Here is a 24,601-nt window from a genome sequence, read left to right on the forward strand (position 1 = left end):
GATCTGGCACAATGCGCCGGAAAAAATACTGGCGGTGAAACGGGGCTGGGCGGAGGAGAACGCCACCCTGCTGGAAGGGCTGCTGCGCGCGCTTTACCGCGCCGGAGAATGGTGCGCCAATCCCGCCAATATCGAGGAGCTTACCGGCATTCTCGCAGCACCCCATTATATTGACGAGAACGGTGAATTCCTGCTTCCGGCGCTGACGGGGTATATTTCCACCTCGCAAAGGGACATGCAGCGTTATCCGGAGTTTTTCGTGACGAGCGCGAAGGCCGCCAATTTCCCCTGGCAGAGCCAGGCCCTGTGGTTTTTCAGCCAGATGTTGCGCTGGGGCGAGGTTTCCGCCGATTGTCGGTTCGATGCGGCCGTGGTGGAGGCGGCGCGCAACGCCTACCGGCCGGACATTTTCCGCAAGGCGATGAAACCGCTTTTCGTGCCGGTGCCGGGCGCGAACATGAAGCTGGAAGGCACGTTGCAGGAGCCGATCCACGTCGGCGCATCGCGCGCGGGTCTCGTCCTCGGCCCCGACAGTTTTTTCGATGGTCGCGTTTTCGACCCGGAAACACTTAACATGGACGACGAAATCTGAGCCCTTGTTCGCGCTTGGGCATTGGCGAAGTGCTCCGGCTTGTCTATGGATGACGCGTAATGCAGCCCTTATCCGGCCGGACGATGTAGTGGAGTAAACATATGGCAGAGGTCAGCAAGCACCAGGTCGAAAAGGCTTTGGAAGCCGTCATCTATCCGGGCAGCGGCAAAAGCATCGTGGCGCTCGGCATGGTCTCGGAAATCTTCATCGCCGACGCCAAGGCCTATTTTTCGATTACGGTCCCGGCCGACAAGGCCGCCGAGATGGAGCCGTTGCGGCTTTCGGCGGAAAAGGCGGCCAGGGGCGTTGAAGGCATCGCCGGCGCCGTCGTCGCACTGACTGCGGATCGTAAACCCGGCACGCAGCAACCGGCGCCCGCACCAGCACCGGCGCGTCCTGCGGCTGCAACCGGCCGTCCGGCCGCGCAGCCCGGATCGTCAAAGGTCGGCGTTCCCGGCGTCGGCGCCATCATCGCGGTTGCCTCGGGCAAGGGCGGGGTCGGAAAGTCGACCACCGCTGTCAATCTGGCGCTCGGGCTACAGGCGCTCGGCCTCAAGGTCGGTATGCTCGACGCGGACATCTACGGCCCTTCGCTGCCGCGACTGCTGAAAATTTCAGGCCGCCCGAAGCAGCAGGAAGACCGCATCATCATTCCCATGGAAAATTATGGGCTGAAGGTCATGTCCATGGGTTTTCTGGTGGATGAGGAAGCGGCGATGATCTGGCGTGGGCCGATGGTTCAGTCCGCATTGATGCAGATGCTGCGCGAAGTCGCCTGGGGCCAACTCGACGTGCTGGTGCTTGATATGCCGCCCGGCACAGGTGATGCGCAGTTGACCATCGCTCAGCAGGTGCCGCTTGCCGGTGCCGTCATCGTCTCGACGCCGCAGGATCTGGCGCTGATCGACGCGCGCAAGGGCATTACCATGTTCCGCAAGGTGGAAGTGCCGCTCCTCGGCGTCGTTGAGAATATGAGCTATTTCATCGCCCCGGATACCGGCGCGCGGTACGATATTTTCGGCCATGGCGGGGCAAAGGCGGAAGCTGAGCGGATCGGCGTACCGTTCCTCGGCGAAGTGCCGCTCACCATTTCCATCCGCGAAATGTCGGATGCCGGAACGCCTGTTGTCGCCGCAGAACCGGATGGCCCTCAGGCCGCCATCTATCGCGACATTGCGGAAAAAGTCTGGGCGCGTATCGGTGCGAACGAAAGAAAAGCCGCACCGAGAATCGTTTTTGAATAGCGCATCGACTGCGGAAGAAAAATGGCCGGGCGATTGTCCGGCCAGAATGTTTGTTTAAAAACAGTATATTAACTGGCTGCATCGGGAAGGATCGATGCATTTGAACGCCAGAAATGTGTTGCTTGCAATGCTGTCGCGAGAAAATACTACTTGATTGCGTCTCGCTTTGGGAGCATAGGCCTCCGCCGTTTGCTTCTTGGTCCGTCAGTCTGGCGGGATGTGAAAATCCCGCTGGTTCCAGCGTTCCCTGAAGTGTCGTCCAAAGGTTTGCCGACCTTGAACAGGATATGTTAAGCAGCATTGCGGCTGAAGCCTGCGATGCGGACCGGAGAAACGGATTGATAAAAGCCTATCGCGCCAATTGCGAGGCGATCAGCCTGTCGCCAGACGACGGCTCCGAACAGATTCCCGACGACGTCGTCTGGATCGATCTTATCAATCCGAGCAGGACGGAGGAGCAGCATGTCGAAAAGCTGCTGGGGCTCGATCTGCCCACCCGCGAGGATTTGAAGGATATCGAACCGTCCAGTCGTCTTTATATTCAGGACGGCAATGTCTTCATGACCGCCTCCCTGGTGTGGAAGGCGGATTCGGATGATGCGCGCCTGACCGATGTCGCCTTCATTCTTGCCGGCAAACGTCTGGTGACGATCCGTTATGCCGAGCCGAAATCGTTTCACCTCTTCATCGCCGCCATTACCCGCGTGCCGCACGAGATGCGCAGCGGTGCCGCACTTCTGCTCAAGCTGCTTGAAACCATCGTCGACCGCACGGCGGAAATTCTCGAAAACTCGGTGGCCGGCATAGACAATCTCGCCGCCGATATTCTCGGCAGCCAGGCGCGCAGCAAGCGCAAGGCGCCGCGTTATCTCGAAGATCGCCTGACGAACATCGCCGCCTATCACCGGCTGATCTCTAAGGTTCGCGACAGTCTCGCATCGCTTGCACGCCTGCAGACCTTCCTGCACACAAGTGCGCAGGTGCAGCAGGACAAGGAGGCGAGGGAACAGGGCAAATCGATCGCGCGGGATATCCAGTCGCTGACCGAGCATGCCTCCTTCGTTTCCGGCAATCTGACATTCCTGCTGGACGCCTCTCTCGGTATCATCAATATCGAGCAGAATGGCATCATCAAGATATTCTCCATTGCTTCGGTGGTCTTTTTGCCGCCCACCCTGGTGGCTTCGATTTATGGAATGAACTTTCAGCTCATGCCGGAGTTGAACTGGACGTTCGGTTACCCAGTCGCGCTCGTCGTCATGCTGATGTCCGCAATCATCCCGTTTCTCTTTTTTCGCTGGAAGGGCTGGCTCTAAGGAGCCAGGATCATCATGTCTCAGATCGTAGACAAGGACGTTGCCGAGAAACCGGATGCGGACGACAAGCACCAGAACAAGGGGCTTTACGCCGCGATCCTCGGTTCCATCGGCGTCGTTTACGGCGATATCGGCACCAGTCCGCTATATGCCTTCCGCGAAGCCCTGCGGCCGATCGCTTATGACGGCGTGACGAGGGACGAGGTCATTGGCCTCACCTCCCTGATGATCTGGTCTCTGACGATCATCGTGACGTTCAAATACATCACGCTTCTGCTGCGCGCCGACAATGACGGCGAAGGCGGCACGCTTTCGCTTCTGGCGCTGCTGATGAAGACGGCGGGCACCCATCGCGGCGTTCTCATCGTGCTCGGCCTCATCGGCGCGGCGCTGTTCCTCGGCGATGCGATGATCACGCCGGCGCTTTCCGTGCTTTCGGCGGTGGAAGGCCTGAAGCTGGTCACGCCGGCGATGGACGACTTTATTATCCCGATATCCGTCTGCATTCTTATCGGCCTGTTCGCCATCCAGTCGCACGGCACGGGAACGGTGGCGAAATTCTTCGGACCGATCACGGCCGTCTGGTTCATCATCATGGGGCTGGCTGGCCTCATTCACATCGCCGATGATTTCGGCATCCTCTTCGCCTTCAATCCCTGGCACGCGGTGGAATTTCTGATCGATGAAGGGTTTCACGGCTTTATCGTGCTCGGCGCGGTTTTCCTGACGATCACCGGTGCCGAAGCGCTTTATGCCGATCTCGGGCATTTCGGCCGCCGTCCCATCCAGTGGGCGTGGTTCTGTCTGGTGTTCCCGGCATTGACGCTGAACTATCTCGGGCAGGGCGCGCTGGTGCTGAAAGACCCGGCGGCGATGTCCAATCCGTTCTATCTGATGTTCCCGCAATGGGCGATCCTGCCGGCGGTCATTCTGGCGACCGCCGCCACCATCATCGCCAGCCAGGCGGTCATAACAGGTGCGTTTTCGCTCGTGCGTCAGGCGATCCATCTCGGCTATCTGCCGCGCATGGAAATCCTCTTCACCTCGGAAACCAATACGGGGCAGATCTATCTTCCCGCCGTCAACACCATCCTGCTGTTCGGCGTCGTGGCCCTGGTGATCACCTTCAAGAGTTCGGATGCGCTGGCCACGGCCTATGGCATTTCCGTCACCGGTGCCATGGTCGTCACCAGCCTGATGTTCTTCGAATTCGTTCGCAAACGCTGGCAATGGTCCGTCTGGCTGGCGATTGCCGTGCTCGCGCCGCTGCTGCTGCTGGAACTGATTTTCCTCGGTGCGAACCTGCTCAAGATACATGATGGCGGTTACGTGCCGGTGCTGCTGGCAATCGCCTTCACCATCATCATGACCACCTGGCAGCGCGGCTCGAGAATCCTTTTCGCCAAGACCCGCCGCAGCGATGTGCCGTTGAAGGCTTTCGTCGCATCGGTGGAAAAGGAAAGCGCCCATGCGCCGGTGCGTGTGCCCGGCACCGCGATTTTCCTGACCGGCGACCCGGAGGCCGCACCAGCGGCGTTGCTGCATAATCTCAAGCACAACCACGTCCTGCACGACAAGAACGTGATCCTGACGATCCGCACCGAGGATCAGCCGCGCGTCCGTCCCGAAAATCGTTACACACTGACGAAGCTGAGCGATCGTTTTGCCGTGGTCGAACTGCATTTCGGCTTCATGGAAACGCAGAACGTCACCCAGGCGCTGGGTTATCTCAGGCGCACCGGCTACAAGTTCGACATCATGTCCACTTCGTTCTATCTCGGCCGCCGCAAGCTGGTGCCGGATCCGAAATCGGGCATGCCGGGCTGGCAGAACCGCCTGTTCATAGCGCTTGCCGAAACCGCCGCCGATCCGTCGGATTACTTCCGCCTTCCGGCCAACCGCGTGGTGGAACTCGGGTCTCACGTCGTCGTCTGATAAGTCCACCGCCGTCATTCCGGCCTTGAGCCGGAATCCAGCCAGCCCAAGTCTTTGGGCTGAAAAGACTCTTCCCGCCGCGCAGACGCGTGTCGGCTGGATTCCGGCTCAAGGCCGGAATGACGGTGTCGGGAAGCCGTAAACGATGTGACCTATGCCACGCAACGCGCTTTAGCATGTCCTTACACATTAACGTGAAGCCGCGCCCCCGCGCGGCGTTAACCAAGCATCAAGGTTAATAAGAGATTCTCGAACACCTGTAGCAAATATGGTTGTCGGTGTTCGGAGTGCTGGTTTTGCGTTCGAAAAGTGTAATGCGTCGTCGGTCCTCCGCGTCCTTTAAGGTATGGAGTGCGAAATGGGCTTCACCCGTCGTCTTCGGCCTTGCCGCCTGGCTCGTCTTTCCCTCCATCTCCGCGCGTGCGGATCTCGCCTCGCTTCTGGCCGGGCTGGACAATGGCGGCGAGCAATGGCGCATGGTGCTGACAGCCTCTCCGGCGGGCTCTGTACATAATGCCTCGCTCACTTTTAATGATGCGGAAGGCGAGGCGGCGCTGCATGGCAGCGGCATGACCCTGCCCGATGGTCGCAAGGTGGCCTTCGTCACCAACAAGAAGGGTGAAGAGACGACGCCCGACAGCGAGCGGGTCAACCGCGCCGCCAAAAAAGGCCGTATTGTCGCAACCGAAATCATGCAGCCGCCGAAGGCCTTCACCGCCGGTTCCGTTCTGCAGCGCACCAGCATGCTGGATATAGAGCCGCTGAAGCGCAAGGATCGCACGGCTTTCGTCAAACCGAAACGCGGCAGCGATGTGGAACTCGCCTCCTTCTATTTCCGCCGTGAGGAAAAGAAGGCGGACAGGAGCGTTTCGCCGATGCTGGCGGAACTCGTCACCAACCGTACCCCGGACATTCTCGCCACGGCTTATGCGCCGGCCGCACCGGATTTCGCCCGCGAGTCGCCGTTCGATGCCATTTTGAAAAAGCCGGAGACTGGGCGTTTCGTGCCGCAGATCAGCGAGGAAGACCATGCCTGGGCGGCCACCCCGCTGCCGGCCGAGGTGTTTTCCTCAGCCGAACAGCAATGCCTCGCATCCGGCATTTATTTCGAGGCGCGCGGAGAATCGGTCAAGGGACAGGCGGCGGTGGCGCAGGTCATCCTCAACCGCGTGCGCAACCCCACCTATCCGAAAACCATCTGCGGTGTGGTCTACCAGAACAAGGACTGGCGCAACCGCTGCCAGTTTTCCTTCGCTTGCGACAATATAAAGGACCGGGTGAATTCCGAACGGCACTGGAAAATGGCGCGCGAAGTTGCCATGGCCACCACCGCTGGCAAGATCTGGCTGACGGAAGTCGGTTCGGCGACTCATTATCATGCCGTCTATGTTCGTCCTGCCTGGGGAAAATCCATGAAGAAGGTCGGCAGGATAGGCTTGCACGTCTTTTATCGAACCTATGGTGGCGGCTGGAGCTGATACCACCGCCAATTTGTCGCAATTTGCGTGTCAAAAATGCCGATTCCCTCGCGAAACATCGCCGCCAAACCGCGATTTGGCATCAAGCGATTGTTTTTCAACGATAAATTTGTATCGAAACAAGCTGCGCCAGTGCCTTGACTAGCGAAGCCCCTAAAACTATGTTGCGCGCGACTTCAGAGCGGGCTGGAACAGGCTTAATCCGTCACCGTTTACAACTCCAAAGGGTTCTGGCATGGCTGGAACGGAGAAAATGGGTGGGATTCTAGGATGACTGGCAACCGTGACGATAGTCTGGACGAGCGTCGCAAGCGCCTTGCCGAAGAGTTGGCAAAGGTGAAGGCGGAGGATGAGGCGGAAGTGAGGGCGGAGACCAACGCTGCGGAAAACCGGAAAGGTTTTGCGATGGCGGTGAAGCTCTCATCGGAGTTCATTTCGGCCATCGTGGTCGGCGCTATGCTGGGTTATCTTCTGGACTATTTTGTCGGCACGACGCCGTGGGGGATGATCGTTCTTCTCCTTCTCGGTTTCTGCGCAGGCGTATTGAATGTGTTGCGCTCCACGGGCGCGGTGGCCAAGCCGCCGCTGCTGGAGAAGGCGGACAAACGAGACGAGGGTGGAAAAGGCGGCGTTTAAGCTGTTTTTTCTTGCAGTTGAGATGCCGCGCGGGCGCGGCAACAGGTAAAGAGGGCAGCCGGTGGCAAACGATCCGACCCATCAGTTCTTGGTGCAGCCGATCATTCCGATCGAAATTGGCGGCGTCGATTTTTCCTTCACCAATGCGTCGCTTTTCATGGTCGCGACCGTGGCCGCCGCTTCCGGTTTCCTTTATTTCGCAACGTCGAGCCGCGGTCTGATCCCGACCCGCATGCAGTCCGTTGCCGAAATGTCCTATGAATTCATCGCCTCCATGCTGCGCGAAGGCGCCGGCAAGAAGGGCATGGTGTTCTTCCCATTCGTCTTTTCGCTGTTCATGTTCGTGCTGACGGCGAACCTTCTCGGCATGTTCCCGTATTTCTTTACGGTCACCAGCCAGATCATCGTCACCTTCGCGCTTGCCTGCCTCGTCATCGGCACGGTCATCGTTTATGGCTTCTACAAGCACGGCCTGCATTTCTTCGGCATCTTCGCCCCTTCGGGTGTGCCGAAGGCGCTTTTGCCGCTTGTCGCGTCAATTGAAATGATTTCGTTCCTGTCGCGCCCGATCAGCCTTTCGGTTCGTCTCTTCGCGAACATGCTGGCCGGCCACATCACGCTCAAGGTTTTCGCAGGCTTCGTCGCCTCCATGGGTGCGCTCGGCGCGCTCGGTGTCGGCGGTGCTGTCCTGCCTCTCATCATGACGGTCGCAATGACCGCTCTCGAATTTCTCGTTGCCTTCCTGCAGGCTTATGTGTTCGCGGTACTGACTTGCATGTACCTGAACGACGCCGTGCATGGTGGTCACTGAGAAGTAAAGTCGCTGGCCCCGGTAACGGGCGCCAAAAAATAGCCGCAACAACCTATATCTCAAGGAGTCTCACATGGAAGCGGAAGCAGCAAAGTACATCGGCGCAGGTCTCGCATGCCTCGGCATGGCTGGTACGTCCCTCGCACTCGGCCGTATCTTCGGTGATTACCTCTCCGGCGCACTGCGCAACCCCTCTGCTGCCGACAGCCAGTTCGGCCGTCTGGTATTCGGCTTCGCCGTTACGGAAGCTCTGGGCATCTTCTCGCTGCTCGTTGCTCTTCTTCTCCTGTTCGCTGTCTAATAGCAGCATCAGGTCTGGATCACGGCTCGCGCAACAGCGTGCCGTGATCCTTCGCATTTGCAGTCCCCCTGGAGGTGAGCATGTTCGTGACCGAGGCTTATGCCCAGTCAGCACCGACCGTAGGTGAAACGCATACGGAAACTCCGGCCGTCGGCCAGCCGCAGCCGGAAGCCACGCACACGGAAACCGGTGTAGCGCACGGCGCTGAACACGGTACTTCCGGCGTTTTCCCGCCGTTCGACCAGTCTACTTATGCATCGCAGGTCCTGTGGCTGGCGATCACGTTCGGCCTTTTCTATCTGCTTATGCAGAAGGTCATCGTTCCTCGCGTCGGCGGCATTCTCGAAAACCGTCATGGACGCATCGCACAGGATCTCGACGAAGCGGCACGGCTGAAAACCGAAGCCGACGCAGCCGTCGAAACCTATGAAAAAGAACTCGCGGCAGCCCGCGCCAAGGCAAGCTCGATAGGCTCCGCGGCACGTGACGCCGCCAAGGCGAAAGCCGATGCCGACCGCGCTGCGATCGAGGCAGGACTTGCTGAAAAGCTTGCCGCCGCCGAAAAGCGCATTGCGGACGTCAAGGAACAGGCATTTGCCGATGTCGGCGCGATCGCCGAGGAAACCGCGACCGCGATCGTTGACCAGCTGGTCGGCGCCAAGGTCAAGGATACCGACGTCAAGGCCGCCATTGCCGCCGCTTCGACTGTGAAGGGAGCCTGATATGGCGTTTGATGCATCATTTTTCGCTCTCGTCGGCCTTATCCTTTTCTTCGTCCTGATCGCCTATCTCAAGGTTCCGGGCATGCTCTCCAAGTCTCTGGACGAGCGCGCGCAGAACATTCAGGACGAGTTGGCCGAAGCCAAGCGCCTGCGTGAAGAGGCCCAGCACCTGCTGGCCGAATATCAGCGCAAGCGTAAGGAAGCCGAAGCGGAAGCAGCCGGCATCGTTGCCGCTGCCGAGCGTGAAGCCGCCGCCTTTACGGCCGAAGCCAAGCAGAAGACGGAAGAATTCGTCGTCCGCCGCACGGCCTTGTCGGAACAGAAGATCAAGCAGGCCGAAGAAGACGCCATCGGCGCCGTTCGTGCCGCCGCCGTGGATATCGCCATTGCAGCTTCCGAGAAGCTCATTGCCGAAAAGACCACCGCTGCCGCAAAAGCCAAACTTTTCGCCAACACCATCGGCGAAGTGAAGTCGAAGCTGAATTAAGTTCATCATCGGACTATTCAAAACCCCTCCGGCTCCGGCCGCGAGGGGTTTTTTGTTTGAGTTGATGAAGCTGATTAGAGATGTGGTGCCGGGGGGTGGGGACTGGCACCCCTTTGGTTATAGTGTTTTCAATTCAATCGCGTCGATTGCAGAGTGGGAACGCGGAAGCCTCCGACCCCAGAGGTTTAGACATCAAAATTATTCATTGGGGCGATACCCGGCCCATGATGGATTTCCCAGCTCGGAGACACTAGCCTTGTTGCCACAAAGTCACCCGCAGATATCAACGGGATGCTGCTTCGGTGCGGCTGGCTAACAGTATGCTTGAAAAGGTTCTCCATGGCTCTTCTCGACGCAAATGCCATATATCCGATCACCTTGCCCGATGGGACTGTATACAGGGACACAGTGTATCTGAAGAACGTCATAGATCATCCGCGCATGGAGATCGGGGATTTCAGCTACTACACGCATTCTGGAAAGCCCGAAGACACAGCCATGATTTTGGCACCTTATCTCGGTCATGGCGTTCGCGAACGGCTAGTGATCGGTAAGTTTGTCCAGATTGCGAGAGGAAGCTACTTCATTACCAGCTCTGCAAACCATCCGATGACTGGCTTCACCACCTATCCGTTTCGTATCTTCAAACCCGAGACCTTTGGTTACAAAGACCTGCCTTTTAAGGACACGGTTGTAAATCACGACGTATGGATCGGCCAGAACGCGGCAATTATGCCGGGTGTCCACATAGGTTCGGGCGCGATTGTCGCTGCCGCTTCGGTCGTTGCCCGGGACGTACCGCCCTATGCAGTTGTCGGAGGAAATCCGGCATCTATTATCCGAATGAGTTATTCCAGCGAAGTCATCAGCGAGCTGCTTCATCTCGCTTGGTGGAACTGGCCGATAGATAAAATCGAAGCCAATCTGGCAGCACTTAGCAGCGGTGACATGGGCGCACTCAGGCTAGTTGGAGGATGAATGTCGGGCGTTCCCAGCGCTCGTATTGAACGAATTGCGGTCATTGTTCGCAGCGGAAAACGACCTATTTAGAGACCATGCAAAACGGTCGCTTTCATCGAGCTTTCAGCGGTGGGGCAAGCCATCAGATTGGATACTTGATGCAATTTCAAAGACTAGACGCACCGCTCTCGACAGACCGCCTTATCCTGCGTGAATTCAGGATAGGTGATTTTCCCGACTATGCAGCCTACCATTCTCTGCAAGAGGTTTATCGTTATCTATATGCCGCACCTCCGATAGGAGATGACTTGCAAGAGCAATTTTTGAAGATACTGGACGCACCATTCGAGCGTGACAGCGACACCTATCGATTGGCCGTCGAGCGGGAGAATGACAAGGCGCTGATCGGTGAAGTCCTGTTGAAGCTGGCGAGCTTGGATGCGATGCAAGGAGAGGTTGGATACATTTTCAATCCCGCCTTCGCCGGAAATGGATATGCGACGGAAGCGGTTGCGGCGATGATCGACGCAGGCTTCTCCTCGTTCGGATTTCACCGAATTTTCGCGCGACTGGATGCGGCAAACGCGGGTTCGGTCGGTGTGGTGGAGCGCCTGGGATTGCGTCGGGAAGCGCATTTGATCCAGAATGATCGTTTCAGAGACGTTTGGGGAGACGAGTACATCTATGCCGTTCTTGCTACGGAATGGAAATCGCGCGCCACCCCACCTTTTGCAGCATCACGGAAGCCCTAATTTACGACAATCCGATCTTTCCTAAAAACTGCTCGGGAACGCTCGTCGCTACCCACGCCGAAGTTGGAGCTACTTAACGGATTTGGCAGTGTCAACGACCGCAATGGGCCAATAACGGAAGTTATGGCCGGACCTCCATTGCCTCGCCGCAATCAATCCCGCTTCAGCGGCCGAAAGCTCATCCTGTGCAGCGGGCAGGGGCCTTCGCTTTCGATGGCGCGTAGATGCGCCGGTGTGCCGTAGCCGACATGGCCTTCGAAGCCGTAGCGTGTATGCACTGTGCTCGCCCGTTCCATCATCCGGTCGCGGGTTACCTTGGCGATGATCGAGGCGGCTGCAATGGAGAGGGAGCGGGAATCGCCCTTGATGACGGCCTTGGCTTCGCAGGCGATGCCGGGTGGCTTGTCGCGTCCGTCGGCCAGTACGAGGGCGGGGGAGGTTTCGAGGCCGAGTACGGCGCGGCGCATGGCGTCGAGGCTGGCGCGCAGAATATTCATGGTGTCGATCAGGCCGGGGCCAGAGGAGGCGACGGAAACTATCGACGTTTCCATGATCTGCAGAAACAGGTTTTCGCGTTTCAGCTTGGTCAGCTTCTTGGAATCGTCGAGACCCTTTGGAATATTATCCGGATCGAGAATGACGGCTGCCGCAACCACCGGTCCCGCAAGCGGACCCCGGCCAGCCTCATCCGTGCCGGCCACGGGCCAGAGGCCCTTCTTTTTCGCTTCCAGTTCGAAGGAAAAATCCGGGCCGGTATCGGCAAGATCAAAGAGGGCAGGAGAATCGGGTGCGGTGCTGCGTTTCATGCGGCAGAAACTCGCACACACACCCGATCTCCTGCAAGCCCCCGGAAGCGGGCGATGACGGGCGCGGCCGGCCGGTCAAGGGGCGTGGCCGACCGTGCCCCTTAGGTCGTCATGACCTTTGATCCTCCAACGGGGCGGCGGAGGAAAAACGATCGCACGCGAGGCGGCGGGTTCCGGGGGGTGATGTCCGGCAGGCCAGGGAAAACCCGCCGGGCATTTCGTCAAAAGCATGGCCCTATCGAGAGGACAGGGCCGCCACTCTTAATTGGTCAGCACCGCTCGTTATCGGCTGCGCGCACTGTGCCGCGCCCTCGATCGAACAAGTGGGGTCGATATTTCAAAGCAACGACAATTGCACTCCTGTGCCACCAGGCGGTACGAAGAGATCGTCGCGCAGGTGAATGCCGCGGCGGATGAGGCCAAGCCGTTTTGTCGCCATTTCGAAACGCCTGCCGATCTGCCAGGCATAGGGACCGGCGCCCTTCATGCGTTTTCCGAATTCTGCGTCGTAATCCTTGCCGTCGCGCATGGAGCGCACCAGCGACATGACGTGCCGGTAGCGGTCCGGGTAATTGCGCAGCAGCCAGTCGCGGAAGAGGGGGCTAACCTCCAGCGGCAAGCGCAGCAGCACATAAGAAGCCTCGCTGGCACCGGCGGCCTTGCCGGCCTCCAGAACCCGTTCGATCTCATGATCGTTGAGCGCTGGAATGACAGGCGCCATCATCACCGCAACGGGAATGCCGGCATCGGTCAGTGTCTTGATGGCTTCCAGGCGTTTGTCTGGCGTGGCGGCGCGCGGTTCCATGCTGCGTGCCAGTTTGCGATCCAGCGTCGTCACGGAAATAGCCACCTTGGCGAGCCCCTTTTTGGCCATGGGCGCCAGAATGTCGATATCGCGTCTGATCAGGGCCGATTTGGTGACGATGGCGACGGGGTGGTCGGCCTTTGCCAGCACTTCCAGTATCTGCCGCATGATGCGCCATTCACGTTCGATCGGCTGGTAGGGGTCGGTATTGGTGCCGATGGCGATCACGCGCGGCTTGTAGCCCGGTTTCGAAAGCTCCCTTTCCAGCAATTTGGCCGCATCCGGCTTGGCGAACAGCTTCGCCTCGAAATCCAGCCCCGCCGAAAGCCCCATATAGCTGTGCGTAGGGCGGGCGAAACAATAGATGCAGCCATGCTCGCAGCCGCGATAGGGATTGATGGAACGGTCGAACGGAATGTCGGGCGATTCGTTGCTGCTGATGATGCTGCGCGGCTTTTCCACCTGCACCTCGGTGCGGAACTCCGGCAGCTCCTCCAGGGTTTGCCAGCCATCGTCGAAAACCTCGCGCTGCAGCGCCTCGAAGCGTCCGCCCGGATTAATTCCGGCGCCACGCCCGCGACGGCGGTCGATCTCGATCCGCAGGCCCGAAGCATCGGCCAGCGCATTGGCAATGTCAGGCGTATGGCTCGGCTGGAAGGCAGCCTGCCCCGAAAGCGTATGGTCTCTCATCTGGATGCTCCCAGGGCGCCGCGCGCCTCTCAAGACACGTTCAACGCCCTAAACCGTTTCCGTTCGAACCGGCGTTTCATCGCCTCTTCGAATGATTAAATTCCTACAGCAGGAACGAGAACATTACAAGAACAAAAATCGTGAATTATCTCGTGGCGGGCGGAGTGGCAATTTATTGTGCGATGCGTTAGAGCTATGCATATGTTGACAGTCATAATGGAATGCCGGGATCAGGAACCGGAACTGGCGCACACGCTGTCTGCGCTTGTAACCGGGGCCGTGGAAGGGCTTGTAAGCGATGTGGTGATCCTCGATCACGGTTCGCGCGATGGGTCGTCGCGCGTCGCCGACGCCGCTGGCTGCCGTTTTTATGTGCAGTGGGACATTGAGGATGTCATACGTTCGGCGCGCGGACACTGGATCCTGCTGGTCGAACCGGGCGCCCGTCCGCAGAGCGGCTGGATCGAGGAAATACTGGAATATGTGGCGGTGTGCGCAGAGCCCGCACGTTTCTCGCCTTCCCGTTACCACAAGCGACCGTTTTTCAGCCGGATAGTGCGCCGTCAGCCTCCCCTGGAGTGCGGTTACCTGATGCCGAAGAAACATGCGGTGGCGATCGCCAAATCCGGCATGGGGCTGACGCAACTCGTACACGCGCAAAAACCGCGCCGCCTGAATGCGGAACTGGTTCCGGCCTGGACGGCCCGGCCTTCCAATTAACCTGTCACGATGACGATGCCGCCAGCCTAACGGGCGGCGAGCACTTTGCCGGGGTTCATGATGCCGGCGGGGTCGAAGGCGTGTTTGATCCGCCGCATCAATTCCATTTCGATACCGGGCCGGATGGCGGCCAGTTCGTCGCGCTTTAGCTGGCCGATGCCGTGTTCGGCCGAAATCGAGCCGCCGAGCGACAGCACAATGCCGTGCACGATCTCGTTCATATCCCGCCAACGGCCGATGAATTCGGCTTTGTCCGCACCAACAGGCTGGGAAATATTGTAATGGATGTTGCCGTCGCCGAGATGACCGAAGGCGCAGATGCGGGCGCCCGGAATGGCGGCGAGAACAGCCTTTTCCGCCGTGGCCATGAATTCCGGTATTTTTGACACCGGAACGGAAACATCGTGCTTGATCGACCCGCCTTCCGGTTTCTGCGCATCGGACATGCTTTCGCGCATGTGCCAGAGCGCCTGCCGCTGCGCCTCCGATGCGGCGATCACCGCATCCTCGACCAGCCCGGCCTCAAAACCGCGCTCCAGCAAAGATTGCATCATCGTTTCGGCCGTCTCTTCCGAATCGGAGGTGGAAATATCGATGAGCGCATACCAGTCATGCGGCTTTTCCAGTGGATCGCGCACGCCGGGAATATGTTTCGCGGTGAATTCGACGCCGATGCGCGGCATCAGTTCGAAGCCGGTCAGCGCCGTGCCGCAGAGGTTCGAGGCCATTTCGAGCAGTTTCAGCGCGTCCTCAGTGGAGCCAAGCCCCGCAAAAGCCACCTGATGGCCGAGCGGCACGGGGAAAAGCTTCAGCACAGCGCCGGTAATGACGCCGAGCGTGCCTTCCGAGCCGATGAAGAGATCGCGCAGGTCGTAGCCGGTATTGTCCTTTTTCAGCCGGCGCAGCCCGTTCCAGATTTCGCCGGTCGGCAGCACCACTTCCAGCCCAAGGCATAGCTGGCGCATATTGCCGTATGCCAGAACGGCGGTGCCGCCGGCATTGGTGGCGAGGTTGCCGCCGATACGGCAGGACCCTTGCGAGCCGAGCGACAGCGGGAACATCCGCTCCACGGTCGATGCAGCCTTGTGAATATCGTCGAGAATGCAGCCGGCATCCGCCACGATGGTATTGGCGACGGGATCGATGTCGCGGATGCGGTTCATGCGTTCGAGCGAGAGGATGATGTCGGTTCCGTCAGCACGCGGCGTCTGGCCGCCTACGAGGCCGGTATTGCCGGTCTGCGGCACGATGGGCGTGCCGGTCTCGCTCGCAAGCTTCAGGATGGCTGCAACCTCCTCGACCGTGCCGGGCTTGATGAGCAGCGGCGAGGCACCATGGTAAAGCCCCCGATTTTCCACGAGACGCGGCGCCATTTCCGCAGCGTCGCGCACCGCGTTCTTCTCGCCGACGATGGCGGTGAAGCGGTCGAGGGTATCGGAAGTGGCGGCGGCAATGGTCATGGGTGTCTCGCTGTCATTTGAAACGGTGGGCGAAATGGTGGAGTGCCGTCAGTCTCTCGGCGCGGCGGCGCGGGAAAGGCGGTCGTTGATCGCCTCTCCGAGACCATGGGCGGGAATGGTTGTGATCGCGATTGACGCAGCACCGCTCGCATCGGCGGCTTTCAGGTAATCGAACAGATTGGCGGCCGCTTCGGCAAGGTCGCCGGAAGGGCTGAGGTCGAGAACGGCGCGGGCCGTCTCTTCGCCTGCAATGGCGATGCCGCCGAACCGGATCAGCGCTTCGCCGGGAGAAACGGATGTGGCGTCAAGGCGGACAATGGCGCCGGGCGCATAATGCGAGGCGAGCATTCCGGGCGCCTCGATGGCGGCGGATGCCTTTTCCGGCCTCTCCAGCTGCGCACCGGTGATACGCTCAATCTCCTCGGTGACGATGCCGCCGGGCCGAAGCAGCCGCACGCGCCCGTCCTCCTCCACCTTGACGATGGTGGATTCGACGCCGACGGATGCAGCACCGCCATCGAGAATGAGGTTGATCCTCTGACCCAGATCAGCCTCGACATGGGCGGCGCTGGTCGGGCTGATCTTGCCGGAACTGTTGGCGCTGGGCGCGGCCAGCGGCTTGCCGAACCGGCGGATCAGATCACCGGCAAAACCCTGAGGCACGCGGATGCCGACGGTGTCGAGCCCCGCTGTCGCGAGCGCGTGGATGCCGCTTGCCGGTTTCAGCGGCAAAACCAGCGTCAGCGGGCCGGGCCAGAAGGCTTCCGCAAGCTTCCGCGACACGGGATCGAAAGTGGCATAACGCTCGGCCATGGCGATATCGGCCATATGGCAGATCAGCGGATTGAACTGCGGACGGCCTTTGGTTTCGTAGATACGGGTGATGGCCGCCGGATCGGTTGCGTCGGCAGCAAGGCCGTAGACGGTTTCGGTCGGCAGGGCGATGGGCTGGCCGCGGGAAAGCTCCTCTGCGGCCGCTTGCAAGGCGGTTTCCCGCTCGTTTTCGATATCTATATGACGCGCCATGGTGCTGCCTTTCAGGGCGGTCAATAGCGTATTTAACGCCGTTATGGAAAGTGCAAATGCATGCCGCCCGAAAGTGCGCAGCAGTTACGGCAGGGAACGTGACGCGCTCTATCGTGGCTTTTATATCGCCTTGATGATCTTGCGCATCTCTTCCGAGCGCGTGCCGAGCATAAGCACGTTTTTCAGGGCCACGCGCGGATCGTGGGTCTGGAACAGCAGGCCGCTGCGATGGAAGGAGGTATCGATGGCGATTTCCCGGTTGGGAAGGGCGTTGATGGCGACGGCGAAATACATCCGGGAATAGCGCGGATCGATGTTTTCGAAGAAGTTTTCAGACCCGCTCAGCTCGGCGAAGAAATTCGCGAAATAGAAGGACCAGAGTACGTGGCGCTCGGCATCGAAACTGGTCTTCGCCGCCGTGACATGGCAATAGCCAAGATGCGGCCGGTCGTCGAGCAAATGGGGAAAGACCATCTTGGGAAAACGGATGGACTGGTGAAAACCGTTGAGACGGCCATGGGTGGAATCGGCGGCGGCCTCGAGCTTACGCCCGGTCATCGCCGCCACTTCCTCATGGCTGTAATAGACGCGATCCTTCGGCAGCCAGCGTTCTTCGTAGCGGCTGATGCGCCCGGTCCGCAGGAAATCCGAATGCGCGGTTTTGGACCGTATCGGCGCGACCGAATGTTTGCCCGCATCGAAATAACGTATGCGTGTCGCCTTCTCCACCCGGAACGCCCTCGTTGCTGTCGGTCAGGCAATGTAATTTAGGGCTCGTTAAAACTCCGTTGCGCCGTAACCCCTGTTTTTTGACGGGTGGAGAGCGTCCCGCGCGACATTGCGTGTCATATTGCGACGTGGTTGCGGGTGCGCAATAGCTGCCGGATTTCGCAGCGGAATGGCGTGTGGCGGCCATTTGCGCATGTCGCAATTTGTCGCCAATGCGGAAGCCGATGTCGCTGTCTGCGCTGCTGCAAATACCCGCCGGTGTTTAGATGGGATCATACTTCCGCAGCCCCGTAAATGGTGTGGGGCAGGGCGGTTTGATCGAGGATTTGGCCATGGAATTGCGTGATACCGTATTGCGCCAGCTGAAGAACCGCCGCGAAGGTTTCAGCCTGGAACAGCCCTTCTACACGGACCCGGATTATTTCCAGCTGGATATGGAAACGATCTGGTATCGCGACTGGCTGTTCGCCGGCCACGATTGCGAGGTGCCGAAGGCCGGTAACTACATCACCCTTCAGGTCGGTGCCTATTCCGTCATCGTCATTCGCGGTCGCGATGGACAAATTCGCGCTCTCCATAATTCCTGTCGCCATCGCGGTTCCCGCGTCTGCTCTTCTCATAAGGGCCAGTCCGCCCGTCTCGTCTGTCCCTATCACCAGTGGACCTACGATCTGGATGGCAAGCTGCTGTTCGCCCGCCATATGGGCGATGATTTCGACAAGGCTGAATTCGGCCTGAAGCCGGTCCACTGTGAAACCGTTGCCGGTTACGTCTTCATCTGCCTTGCCGACCAGCCCGCCGATTTCGCGCCGATGCGCGCCGAGGTCGAAAGCTACATGGCTCCGCACCGCATCTGGGAAGCCAAGGTCGCGCATGAAAGCACGATCATCGAAAAGGGCAACTGGAAGCTCGTCTGGGAAAACAACCGCGAGTGCTACCATTGCGCCGCCAACCACCCGGAACTCTGCCGCACCTATCCTGAAAACCCGAGCGTTACGGGAACGGACGGCGGTGCGAGCGATCCGGAAATCGGCGGCCACTGGGCGCGCTGCGAGGCCGCCGGCCTGCCAAGCCGTTTCAAGATCGATCCGAAGGGCCAGTTCCGTGTCGCCCGCATGCCGCTGATCGGCGAGGCGGAAAGCTACACCATGTCCGGCAAACGCGCCGTGCGCCGGCCGCTGTCGGAAGATGTGAGCATCAGCCATATCGGCGCGCTGCTTCTGTTCCATTATCCGACGACCTGGAACCACTTCCTCGGCGACCACACCATTTCCTTCCGGGTGCTGCCGCTGAGCGCCAACGAAACCATGGTCACCACCAAATGGCTGGTGCACAAGGATGCGGTGGAAGGCGTGGATTACGATCTTGAGGATCTCACCCACGTCTGGAACGAGACCAACGATCAGGACCGTCGCATCGTCGAGGAAAACGCCTTCGGCATCCGTTCGCCCGCTTACCAGCCCGGCCCCTATTCCATGGAAGACGAGGGTGGCGTGATGCAGTTCGTCAACTGGTATACCGATTTCATGGTCGATCGGCTGTCGGGCGACAAGGCCCGGCTTTCGGCAGTAGCGTAACGCGAAGATGAATATGGCTGTGACTTACAAGCACATAGATGAGATGAAGCCGTGGAGCGACAAGCTTCACCTCTTGGAATGCATTTCGGTGACGCCCGAGACGCCTGACGTGATGACATTCCTGTTCCGCTCCGAGGATCAGAACTGGTTCCGATATCTGCCGGGCCAGTTCGTGACGCTGGAATTGCCGGTGGGGGCGGAGCTGCTCTATCGAACCTATACATTGTCGTCCAGCCCGTCGCGACCCTACGCCCTGTCTGTCACGGTCAAGGCGCAGGCCACCAGCATCGGCACGCGCTGGATGTTCAACAATCTGAAGCCCGGCATGAAAATCCGGGCGCTCGGTCCGCTCGGCGATTTCTCCTACGTGCGGCATCCGGGTGAGAAATATCTGTTCATCTCGGCCGGTTCCGGCGTTACGCCGATGATGTCGATGGTGCGCGACATGAGCGACCGTGCGCCGCAAAGCGACATCGCCTTCATCAATTGTTCGCGTTCGCCATCCGACATCGTGTTCCGTCACGAGCTGGAATATCTTGCCCGCTTCATGCCGAAACTGTCGCTCGGTTTCATCGTGGAGAATTGCGGCCGCACCGATCTCTGGTCCGGCCTGAAGGGCATGGTCGACAAGGCCAAGATCGCGCTTTTGACCCCGGATTTCATGGACCGCACCGTTTTCTGTTGCGGGCCGGGGCCTTTCATGGCTGCCATCAGCTCCATGCTGGATGCTTCCGGCTTCGACATGAGCCGTTATCATCAGGAAAGCTTCTCTCCGGCCGCCCCCGTTGCCGTGGGTGAAAGCGTCCACACCGCTGCGGATGGCGAAGCGCTGTCGATGGTGGGTTTCACGCTGTCCGGCAAGGAAGTGCCGTGCCAGCCCGGCCAGACGGTTCTGATGACGGCGCGCGCCGCCGGCGTCCGCATCGGTGCCGCCTGCGAATCGGGGATTTGCGGCACCTGCCGGGTGCTGAAGCTTTCCGGCGAAGTGGAGATGAACCACAATGGCGGCATTCTCGATGATGAAATCGAGGAAGGCTATATTCTTGCCTGTTGTTCGCGGCCCTTGACCGATGTGAAAGTGGAAGCCTGACCGGCAGGGAAAACGCTGCATCTCCTTGTCCTGAAACCCATTTTTTGTTTGGGAACCAATCTTCCTTGAACGCGTTTGCATCGCGTTGAATTCTTTTCGGGTGTTTTAAATGGGGGCTGACCCATATCTCCGACAAGAGTGAGTGGGTGAAAGCGCGGCTCAACACGCGCGAGCAAACGGAGGAAGACCATGATGAATATCCGGAGAACGAGTGTCGCCACAGCGATCGTCCTGTTCCTGACAAGCTTTACGCCGTCGCAGGCGTTCCAGGCGCCTGTTCCGATGCCGAAGCCGGCGATCACCGCCGACAATGTTGTGCCGGTGCAGTACCGCGAATGGGACCGCCGAGGCGACCGCAGGTATGGGGACCGGATGTATCGTCCGCGCCCGCCGCGTGACGGCTACTATAATGGCCATCGCGGCTATCGCGACCGCCGTCCGGGCTACCGTTATCATAATGGAATGTGGTTCCCGCTGGCGGCCTTTGCAGCAGGTGCGATCATCGGCGGTGCCGTGTCGCAGCCGAGGCCGGCCTATGGCGGCAGCCATGTCTCCTGGTGTCAGAACCGCTGGCGCTCGTATCGCGCCTACGACAATAGCTACCAGCCGAGTAACGGCCCGCGCCGGGTGTGCGTGTCGCCCTACAGCCGTTAAGGACGGTTTTCGAAAGCCCGGATCTGATCCGGGCTTTTGCTTTCAGGACGCCGATTTCGATAAACGAGGTGTGACAACGCCGTTAATGCTGGGTTCAGGCACAACCGCCTAGCCTGTATCCTGTAAAGTTGCAGCCAGAACCTACAAACTGGCCGAACGAGAAGAAAAAGATGTTATTATTCACGCGTAACGGCCTGTTGACCGTCGTGAATGGAGGAAGTCAGATGAGAAGCTATGTGAAGAATATCCTGGCTGTCGGTCTTTCTGCGATCGTGGTTGCAGGAGCGATCGTTCCCGCTGAGGCAATGCCATTGTCGATGGCGCCGAAGAGCGTCGAGACCGCAGGCAACGACGCCAGCCAGAACATCGTGAATGTGCAATATTGGCGTGAACGTCGCGGTGACTGGGGTGATCGTCGCGGCTGGTATGGCGGCCATCGTGGTTATCGCGATTACCGTCCAGGCTATCGCCATCATGACGGCTACTGGTTCCCGCTCGCAGCCTTCGCGACGGGCGCGATCATCGGCGGCGCCCTGTCGCAGCCGCGTGAGGTCTACCGGCCGGTGCCGGAATATCGTCCGCGCCCGGTCTATCGCGAGTACCGTCCGGTGCGCCGTGGCGGCATGAGCCAGTCGCATGTGAACTGGTGCTATGGTCGCTATCGTTCCTACGATGCCTATAGCAACACGTTCCAGCCCTATCACGGCCCACGCCAGCCCTGCTATTCGCCTTACAGCTGATAGAAGGACGAATTGAACCGACAAGAGCCGTCCGGCAACGATCCGGGCGGCTTTTTTGTTTTCAGAGAATGCGTGCCCGTTTCAGCACGAACCAGGCAAGCATGACCGAAATCACGATGAAGATGCTGGCCGAAAGCGTGCCGCCTGTGCCGACCGTAAATGGCAGCTCATCCGTATTCATGCCGAAGAAACCCGTCACCAGCGATGGTGGCAGCAGGAACGCCGTCATCAGCGACAGGATATAAAGGTGTCGGTTGGTCTCGGACGAGAGTTTGGAATCGATTTCCTCGTGCAGCAGTCTCGCGCGCTCCTGTAAGGCGTAGACGTCGTGATCGACAGCCTCGAGGCGGCTCATCAACCGTGAGGCGACATCCTCGAAACCATCGGGCATTTCATCCTCGTTTGCAGCGGAGGCCCGCCGCATCAGGGTCAGCACGGTGCGCAGATGCCGGTGCAGGCGCACGACCGTTCGCCTGAGCGGCGCAAGACGCCGCCGCTCGTCACGGTTCTCGCTGTCATAGACCATATCCTCGATGGCGTTCAGCTCCTCGGTCGTTTCAATCACGAGGCTGATGAGCGAACGCTGGAACTCCGCGACAAGGCCCTCGAAGACATGGGCGGGTGTGAGATAGCGGTTGGAATTTTTGTCAACCGCCGCTTTCAGTCGGTCCACCGAGCGCAGCGGCTGCAAGCGGGTGGTAATGATGAAACGGTCGCTCACCGCGAAATGCAGCCATCCGAAATCGCGCGTTTCCTGATCGAATTCCCGCTGGAAATCGACCAGCGTGCCATAGAGCGATTTTTCATCCACCGTGATGGAGGGATGTGTCTCATGGGTGGTGAGACTTGCCAGCGCCGCCGGATCGAGGCCATCGATCGTCTCGAGAAAGGCGGTCACCCGCTGATCCGCGAGATTGAGATGCAGCCAGAAGAACCCCTCGCATTCGGCCATCTCGCCGAAGCCCTCATCGGGCGCAAGCCGTCTGCACGGCGCTGTTCCGGGGTGGAATTGATAGGCCCAGACAAGGCCGGGGATAGCGGGCGTTATGAGATCCATCGTGGCAGTCCTGACCGGCGAAATGGGAGGGGGAGACGTCCGTCGCCCCAAGACGGGAACGGCAGCGGTGGCACGGCACCTGTCAGCGCATGCTGAGCAAATTCACATGACAGTTTTATAACAATCCCGCTGAAAAGCGGGGAATTTTCAAATTGACGTTTACGTAAAAATCATTTAGCCCGAAGAACAGCACGATAGGCAAAAGCTTCGGGAGGAGGCAGCATGTATACCGCGCCGGTGGACGATATCGCCTTTACGCTCAAACATGTGGCGGGTCTTCAAGATGCGCTCGCGAAGGGTGCGCTGGGGGATCTCGGTGAAGATGTCGTGGATGCCATTTTGCAGGAAGCGGGCCGTTTTGCCACCGAGCAGGTTGCGCCGCTTGCCGATATAGGCGACCGCCAGGGTGCGCGCCTGAGCGACGACAAGGTCACGACGCCGGATGGCTGGGCCGATCTTTACCGGCGCTGGGCTGAGGCCGGCTGGAACAGCCTGACCGCGCCTGAGGAGTTCGGGGGCCAGAACCTGCCGCATATGCTGAATGTCGCGGCGCTCGAAATGTGGAACTCCGGTTCCATGGCTTTCGCGCTGGCGCCAACGCTGACCATGGGGGCTGTCGAAGCTCTGGTCGCCCACGGCAGCAACGATCTCAAGCGCACCTATCTTCCAAAACTCGTCTCCGGCGAATGGACCGGCACGATGAACCTCACCGAACCGCATGCGGGGTCGGACCTTGGCGTCCTGAAGAGCCGGGCTGAACGTAATGGCGACGGCACCTACCGCATCTTCGGCCAGAAGATTTTCATCACCTGGGGTGAACATGACGCGGCGGACAATATCATCCACCTCGTTCTCGCGCGCCTGCCGGATGCGCCGGCCGGCACGCGCGGCATCTCGCTGTTCCTCGTGCCGAAATTCCTGCCGGACGACGATGGTGCGCCGGGCAGCCGCAACGACGTCTTCTGCCATTCGCTGGAACACAAGCTCGGCATTCACGGTTCGCCCACCTGCACGATGATCTTCGGAGACGGCAGGTTCGGCGAAGAGAAGGGTGCCTTGGGCTGGCTGATCGGCGAGGAGAACAAGGGTCTCGCCTGCATGTTCACCATGATGAACAATGCTCGCCTTGCCGTCGGCATGCAGGGCGTGGCGATCTGCGAAGCGGCCACCCAGAAGGCAATCGAATACGCCAAAGAGCGCACGCAGGGCAAGGCGCCCGGCTGGCAAGGTTCCGGCATGAGCCCGATCATCGCGCATCCGGATATCGCCAGAACGCTTCTGACGATGAAGGCGCTGACGCAGGGGTCGCGGGCGATCTCCTTCAGCTGCGCCCACGCCATCGACATGGCGCATGCTGCCGAAGATACGGCCGAGCGCGCCCACTGGCAGGAGCGCGCAGCACTTTTGACGCCGATCGCCAAATCCTTCTCCACCGATGCCGGTGTCGATGTCGCTTCCATGGGCATTCAGGTGCATGGCGGCATGGGCTTCATCGAGGAGACCGGGGCTGCGCGTTACCTGCGGGACGCGCGCATCGCGCCGATCTACGAGGGCACCAACGGCATTCAGGCCATCGATCTTGTGGTGCGCAAGCTGTCGCTTTCCGATGGCGCGCAAGTGCGCGGCTTCATCACTGAGCTGCGTGAAATCGCCACCCGGACAGCAGCCTCGAACCGCGTCGATCTCGGCGAAACGGCCCGTTACCTGGAAACAAGCCTCACCGATCTGGAAACCACGACCGACTGGCTGCTGCAACGCCTGAAGGCGGGCGAGATCGAAACCGCGCTTGCTGGCGCCACACCCTATCAGCGCCTCTTCGGGCTGGCGCTCACCGGGGCTTATCTCGCCAAGGGCGCCTTGGCGCAGGTGGATGACGGCAGGGGTGCGCAGCGCGCCTCGCTCTGCCGGTTTGCGGCGGAAAACCTGCTGGCGGAAACGGCGGCGCTCAAAGACCGCGTCATTGCCGGGGCGGCAAGCCTTGCCGCCGCCCGCGTCGTGCTGGATTAAGGAGAA

The 24,601-nt window shown here is 59.7% G+C and carries 24 protein-coding genes; 18 read left to right on the forward strand and 6 right to left on the reverse strand.

Annotation, left to right across the window (positions count from 1 at the left end; translation table 11 throughout):
• From RS75_RS12540 to RS75_RS12595, 12 genes are all read left to right on the forward strand, one after another.
• A partial coding sequence (locus RS75_RS12540) for an ABC transporter substrate-binding protein (RefSeq protein ID WP_045020899.1) occupies positions 1 to 592 on the forward strand: 592 nt, incomplete at its 5' end.
• A 101-nt stretch (positions 593 to 693) separates the two neighbouring features.
• Positions 694 to 1,836, forward strand: coding sequence for an Mrp/NBP35 family ATP-binding protein (locus RS75_RS12545; RefSeq protein WP_045020901.1), 1,143 nt, complete (start codon positions 694 to 696; stop codon positions 1,834 to 1,836).
• A 338-nt stretch (positions 1,837 to 2,174) separates the two neighbouring features.
• Complete coding sequence (gene corA / locus RS75_RS12550; protein ID WP_045020903.1) at positions 2,175 to 3,152, forward strand: magnesium/cobalt transporter CorA; 978 nt, start codon at positions 2,175 to 2,177, stop codon at positions 3,150 to 3,152.
• Between the two features lie 15 nt (positions 3,153 to 3,167).
• Positions 3,168 to 5,087 (forward strand): potassium transporter Kup, encoded by a 1,920-nt coding sequence (locus RS75_RS12555; protein ID WP_045020905.1) that lies wholly within the window; start codon positions 3,168 to 3,170, stop codon positions 5,085 to 5,087.
• Positions 5,088 to 5,401: 314 nt separating this feature from the next.
• Entirely contained in the window at positions 5,402 to 6,565 is a 1,164-nt protein-coding gene (locus RS75_RS12560) for a cell wall hydrolase (RefSeq protein ID WP_045020907.1), read from the forward strand.
• Positions 6,566 to 6,835: 270 nt separating this feature from the next.
• Entirely contained in the window at positions 6,836 to 7,201 is a 366-nt protein-coding gene (locus tag RS75_RS12565; protein WP_045020911.1) for an AtpZ/AtpI family protein, read from the forward strand.
• 61 nt (positions 7,202 to 7,262) lie between these two features.
• Positions 7,263 to 8,012 carry a F0F1 ATP synthase subunit A gene (locus RS75_RS12570; protein WP_045020913.1) on the forward strand — a complete coding sequence of 250 codons (750 nt, stop codon included), beginning with the start codon at positions 7,263 to 7,265 and terminating at the stop codon, positions 8,010 to 8,012.
• A gap of 73 nt (positions 8,013 to 8,085) precedes the next feature.
• Positions 8,086 to 8,313, forward strand: a complete 228-nt coding sequence (locus RS75_RS12575) for a F0F1 ATP synthase subunit C (RefSeq protein ID WP_003494147.1) — start codon at positions 8,086 to 8,088, stop codon at positions 8,311 to 8,313.
• Positions 8,314 to 8,393: 80 nt separating this feature from the next.
• On the forward strand, positions 8,394 to 9,035 hold the full coding sequence (locus tag RS75_RS12580; RefSeq protein ID WP_045020916.1) for a F0F1 ATP synthase subunit B: 642 nt from the start codon (positions 8,394 to 8,396) through the stop codon (positions 9,033 to 9,035).
• A gap of 1 nt (position 9,036) precedes the next feature.
• On the forward strand, positions 9,037 to 9,522 hold the full coding sequence (locus RS75_RS12585; RefSeq protein WP_045020918.1) for a F0F1 ATP synthase subunit B: 486 nt from the start codon (positions 9,037 to 9,039) through the stop codon (positions 9,520 to 9,522).
• A 339-nt stretch (positions 9,523 to 9,861) separates the two neighbouring features.
• On the forward strand, positions 9,862 to 10,500 hold the full coding sequence (locus RS75_RS12590) for a CatB-related O-acetyltransferase (RefSeq protein ID WP_045020919.1): 639 nt from the start codon (positions 9,862 to 9,864) through the stop codon (positions 10,498 to 10,500).
• A gap of 140 nt (positions 10,501 to 10,640) precedes the next feature.
• The gene (locus RS75_RS12595; RefSeq protein ID WP_045021159.1) at positions 10,641 to 11,234 is read left to right on the forward strand and encodes a GNAT family N-acetyltransferase; all 594 of its coding nucleotides are present in this window, start codon (positions 10,641 to 10,643) and stop codon (positions 11,232 to 11,234) included.
• A 152-nt stretch (positions 11,235 to 11,386) separates the two neighbouring features.
• On the opposite strand, the gene RS75_RS12600 is transcribed toward RS75_RS12595, so the two are convergent.
• A complete protein-coding gene (locus tag RS75_RS12600) occupies positions 11,387 to 12,040 on the reverse strand; it encodes a ribonuclease HII (protein ID WP_045020920.1) in 654 nt (217 codons plus the stop codon).
• Positions 12,041 to 12,377: 337 nt separating this feature from the next.
• Positions 12,378 to 13,535 carry a PA0069 family radical SAM protein gene (locus RS75_RS12605; RefSeq protein ID WP_045020921.1) on the reverse strand — a complete coding sequence of 386 codons (1,158 nt, stop codon included), beginning with the start codon at positions 13,533 to 13,535 and terminating at the stop codon, positions 12,378 to 12,380.
• Between the two features lie 201 nt (positions 13,536 to 13,736).
• Between RS75_RS12605 and RS75_RS12610 the strand changes: the two genes are divergently transcribed.
• Positions 13,737 to 14,255, forward strand: a complete 519-nt coding sequence (locus tag RS75_RS12610; RefSeq protein ID WP_045021161.1) for a glycosyl transferase — start codon at positions 13,737 to 13,739, stop codon at positions 14,253 to 14,255.
• A gap of 26 nt (positions 14,256 to 14,281) precedes the next feature.
• Here the strand turns inward: RS75_RS12610 and RS75_RS12615 are convergent, their stop codons facing one another.
• From RS75_RS12615 to RS75_RS12625, 3 genes are all read right to left on the reverse strand, one after another.
• On the reverse strand, positions 14,282 to 15,715 hold the full coding sequence (locus RS75_RS12615) for an FAD-binding oxidoreductase (protein ID WP_045020922.1): 1,434 nt from the start codon (positions 15,713 to 15,715) through the stop codon (positions 14,282 to 14,284).
• 48 nt (positions 15,716 to 15,763) lie between these two features.
• Entirely contained in the window at positions 15,764 to 16,741 is a 978-nt protein-coding gene (locus tag RS75_RS12620) for an L-threonylcarbamoyladenylate synthase (RefSeq protein ID WP_045020925.1), read from the reverse strand.
• A 120-nt stretch (positions 16,742 to 16,861) separates the two neighbouring features.
• Positions 16,862 to 17,470: a DUF6656 family protein gene (locus RS75_RS12625; protein WP_045020927.1), complete on the reverse strand. Its 609-nt coding sequence runs from the start codon at positions 17,468 to 17,470 to the stop codon at positions 16,862 to 16,864.
• Between the two features lie 332 nt (positions 17,471 to 17,802).
• Here RS75_RS12625 and RS75_RS12630 point away from each other — a divergent pair, with 332 nt between their 5' ends.
• The 4 genes from RS75_RS12630 (at position 17,803) to RS75_RS12645 (ending at position 21,531) form a co-directional block, all read left to right on the forward strand.
• A complete protein-coding gene (locus RS75_RS12630; protein WP_045021163.1) occupies positions 17,803 to 19,047 on the forward strand; it encodes an aromatic ring-hydroxylating oxygenase subunit alpha in 1,245 nt (414 codons plus the stop codon).
• A gap of 7 nt (positions 19,048 to 19,054) precedes the next feature.
• Positions 19,055 to 20,137, forward strand: coding sequence for a hybrid-cluster NAD(P)-dependent oxidoreductase (locus RS75_RS12635; protein ID WP_045020929.1), 1,083 nt, complete (start codon positions 19,055 to 19,057; stop codon positions 20,135 to 20,137).
• 189 nt (positions 20,138 to 20,326) lie between these two features.
• Positions 20,327 to 20,791: a BA14K family protein gene (locus RS75_RS12640; RefSeq protein WP_045020932.1), complete on the forward strand. Its 465-nt coding sequence runs from the start codon at positions 20,327 to 20,329 to the stop codon at positions 20,789 to 20,791.
• A 224-nt stretch (positions 20,792 to 21,015) separates the two neighbouring features.
• Entirely contained in the window at positions 21,016 to 21,531 is a 516-nt protein-coding gene (locus RS75_RS12645; protein WP_045020934.1) for a BA14K family protein, read from the forward strand.
• A 61-nt stretch (positions 21,532 to 21,592) separates the two neighbouring features.
• Here the strand turns inward: RS75_RS12645 and RS75_RS12650 are convergent, their stop codons facing one another.
• Positions 21,593 to 22,588: a transporter gene (locus RS75_RS12650; RefSeq protein ID WP_045020937.1), complete on the reverse strand. Its 996-nt coding sequence runs from the start codon at positions 22,586 to 22,588 to the stop codon at positions 21,593 to 21,595.
• A gap of 222 nt (positions 22,589 to 22,810) precedes the next feature.
• On the opposite strand from RS75_RS12650, the gene RS75_RS12655 reads away from it, so the two are divergent.
• Positions 22,811 to 24,595 carry an acyl-CoA dehydrogenase gene (locus RS75_RS12655; protein WP_045020939.1) on the forward strand — a complete coding sequence of 595 codons (1,785 nt, stop codon included), beginning with the start codon at positions 22,811 to 22,813 and terminating at the stop codon, positions 24,593 to 24,595.
• Positions 24,596 to 24,601: the final 6 nt, after the last annotated feature.

This window comes from Rhizobium nepotum 39/7, from assembly GCF_000949865.1.
GTDB lineage: Bacteria > Pseudomonadota > Alphaproteobacteria > Rhizobiales > Rhizobiaceae > Agrobacterium > Agrobacterium nepotum.

Coding starts and splice junctions, on each gene's coding strand:
- RS75_RS12545 (WP_045020901.1), top strand. CDS start 694: ATGGCAGAGGTCAGCAAGCACCAGGTCGAAAAGGCTTTGGAAGCCGTC.
- RS75_RS12555 (WP_045020905.1), top strand. CDS start 3,168: ATGTCTCAGATCGTAGACAAGGACGTTGCCGAGAAACCGGATGCGGAC.
- RS75_RS12560 (WP_045020907.1), top strand. CDS start 5,402: ATGCGTCGTCGGTCCTCCGCGTCCTTTAAGGTATGGAGTGCGAAATGG.
- RS75_RS12565 (WP_045020911.1), top strand. CDS start 6,836: ATGACTGGCAACCGTGACGATAGTCTGGACGAGCGTCGCAAGCGCCTT.
- RS75_RS12575 (WP_003494147.1), top strand. CDS start 8,086: ATGGAAGCGGAAGCAGCAAAGTACATCGGCGCAGGTCTCGCATGCCTC.
- RS75_RS12580 (WP_045020916.1), top strand. CDS start 8,394: ATGTTCGTGACCGAGGCTTATGCCCAGTCAGCACCGACCGTAGGTGAA.
- RS75_RS12585 (WP_045020918.1), top strand. CDS start 9,037: ATGGCGTTTGATGCATCATTTTTCGCTCTCGTCGGCCTTATCCTTTTC.
- RS75_RS12590 (WP_045020919.1), top strand. CDS start 9,862: ATGGCTCTTCTCGACGCAAATGCCATATATCCGATCACCTTGCCCGAT.
- RS75_RS12595 (WP_045021159.1), top strand. CDS start 10,641: ATGCAATTTCAAAGACTAGACGCACCGCTCTCGACAGACCGCCTTATC.
- RS75_RS12600 (WP_045020920.1), bottom strand. CDS start 12,040: ATGAAACGCAGCACCGCACCCGATTCTCCTGCCCTCTTTGATCTTGCC.
- RS75_RS12605 (WP_045020921.1), bottom strand. CDS start 13,535: ATGAGAGACCATACGCTTTCGGGGCAGGCTGCCTTCCAGCCGAGCCAT.
- RS75_RS12610 (WP_045021161.1), top strand. CDS start 13,737: ATGTTGACAGTCATAATGGAATGCCGGGATCAGGAACCGGAACTGGCG.
- RS75_RS12615 (WP_045020922.1), bottom strand. CDS start 15,715: ATGACCATTGCCGCCGCCACTTCCGATACCCTCGACCGCTTCACCGCC.
- RS75_RS12620 (WP_045020925.1), bottom strand. CDS start 16,741: ATGGCGCGTCATATAGATATCGAAAACGAGCGGGAAACCGCCTTGCAA.
- RS75_RS12630 (WP_045021163.1), top strand. CDS start 17,803: ATGGAATTGCGTGATACCGTATTGCGCCAGCTGAAGAACCGCCGCGAA.
- RS75_RS12635 (WP_045020929.1), top strand. CDS start 19,055: ATGAATATGGCTGTGACTTACAAGCACATAGATGAGATGAAGCCGTGG.
- RS75_RS12640 (WP_045020932.1), top strand. CDS start 20,327: ATGATGAATATCCGGAGAACGAGTGTCGCCACAGCGATCGTCCTGTTC.
- RS75_RS12645 (WP_045020934.1), top strand. CDS start 21,016: ATGAGAAGCTATGTGAAGAATATCCTGGCTGTCGGTCTTTCTGCGATC.
- RS75_RS12650 (WP_045020937.1), bottom strand. CDS start 22,588: ATGGATCTCATAACGCCCGCTATCCCCGGCCTTGTCTGGGCCTATCAA.
- RS75_RS12655 (WP_045020939.1), top strand. CDS start 22,811: ATGTATACCGCGCCGGTGGACGATATCGCCTTTACGCTCAAACATGTG.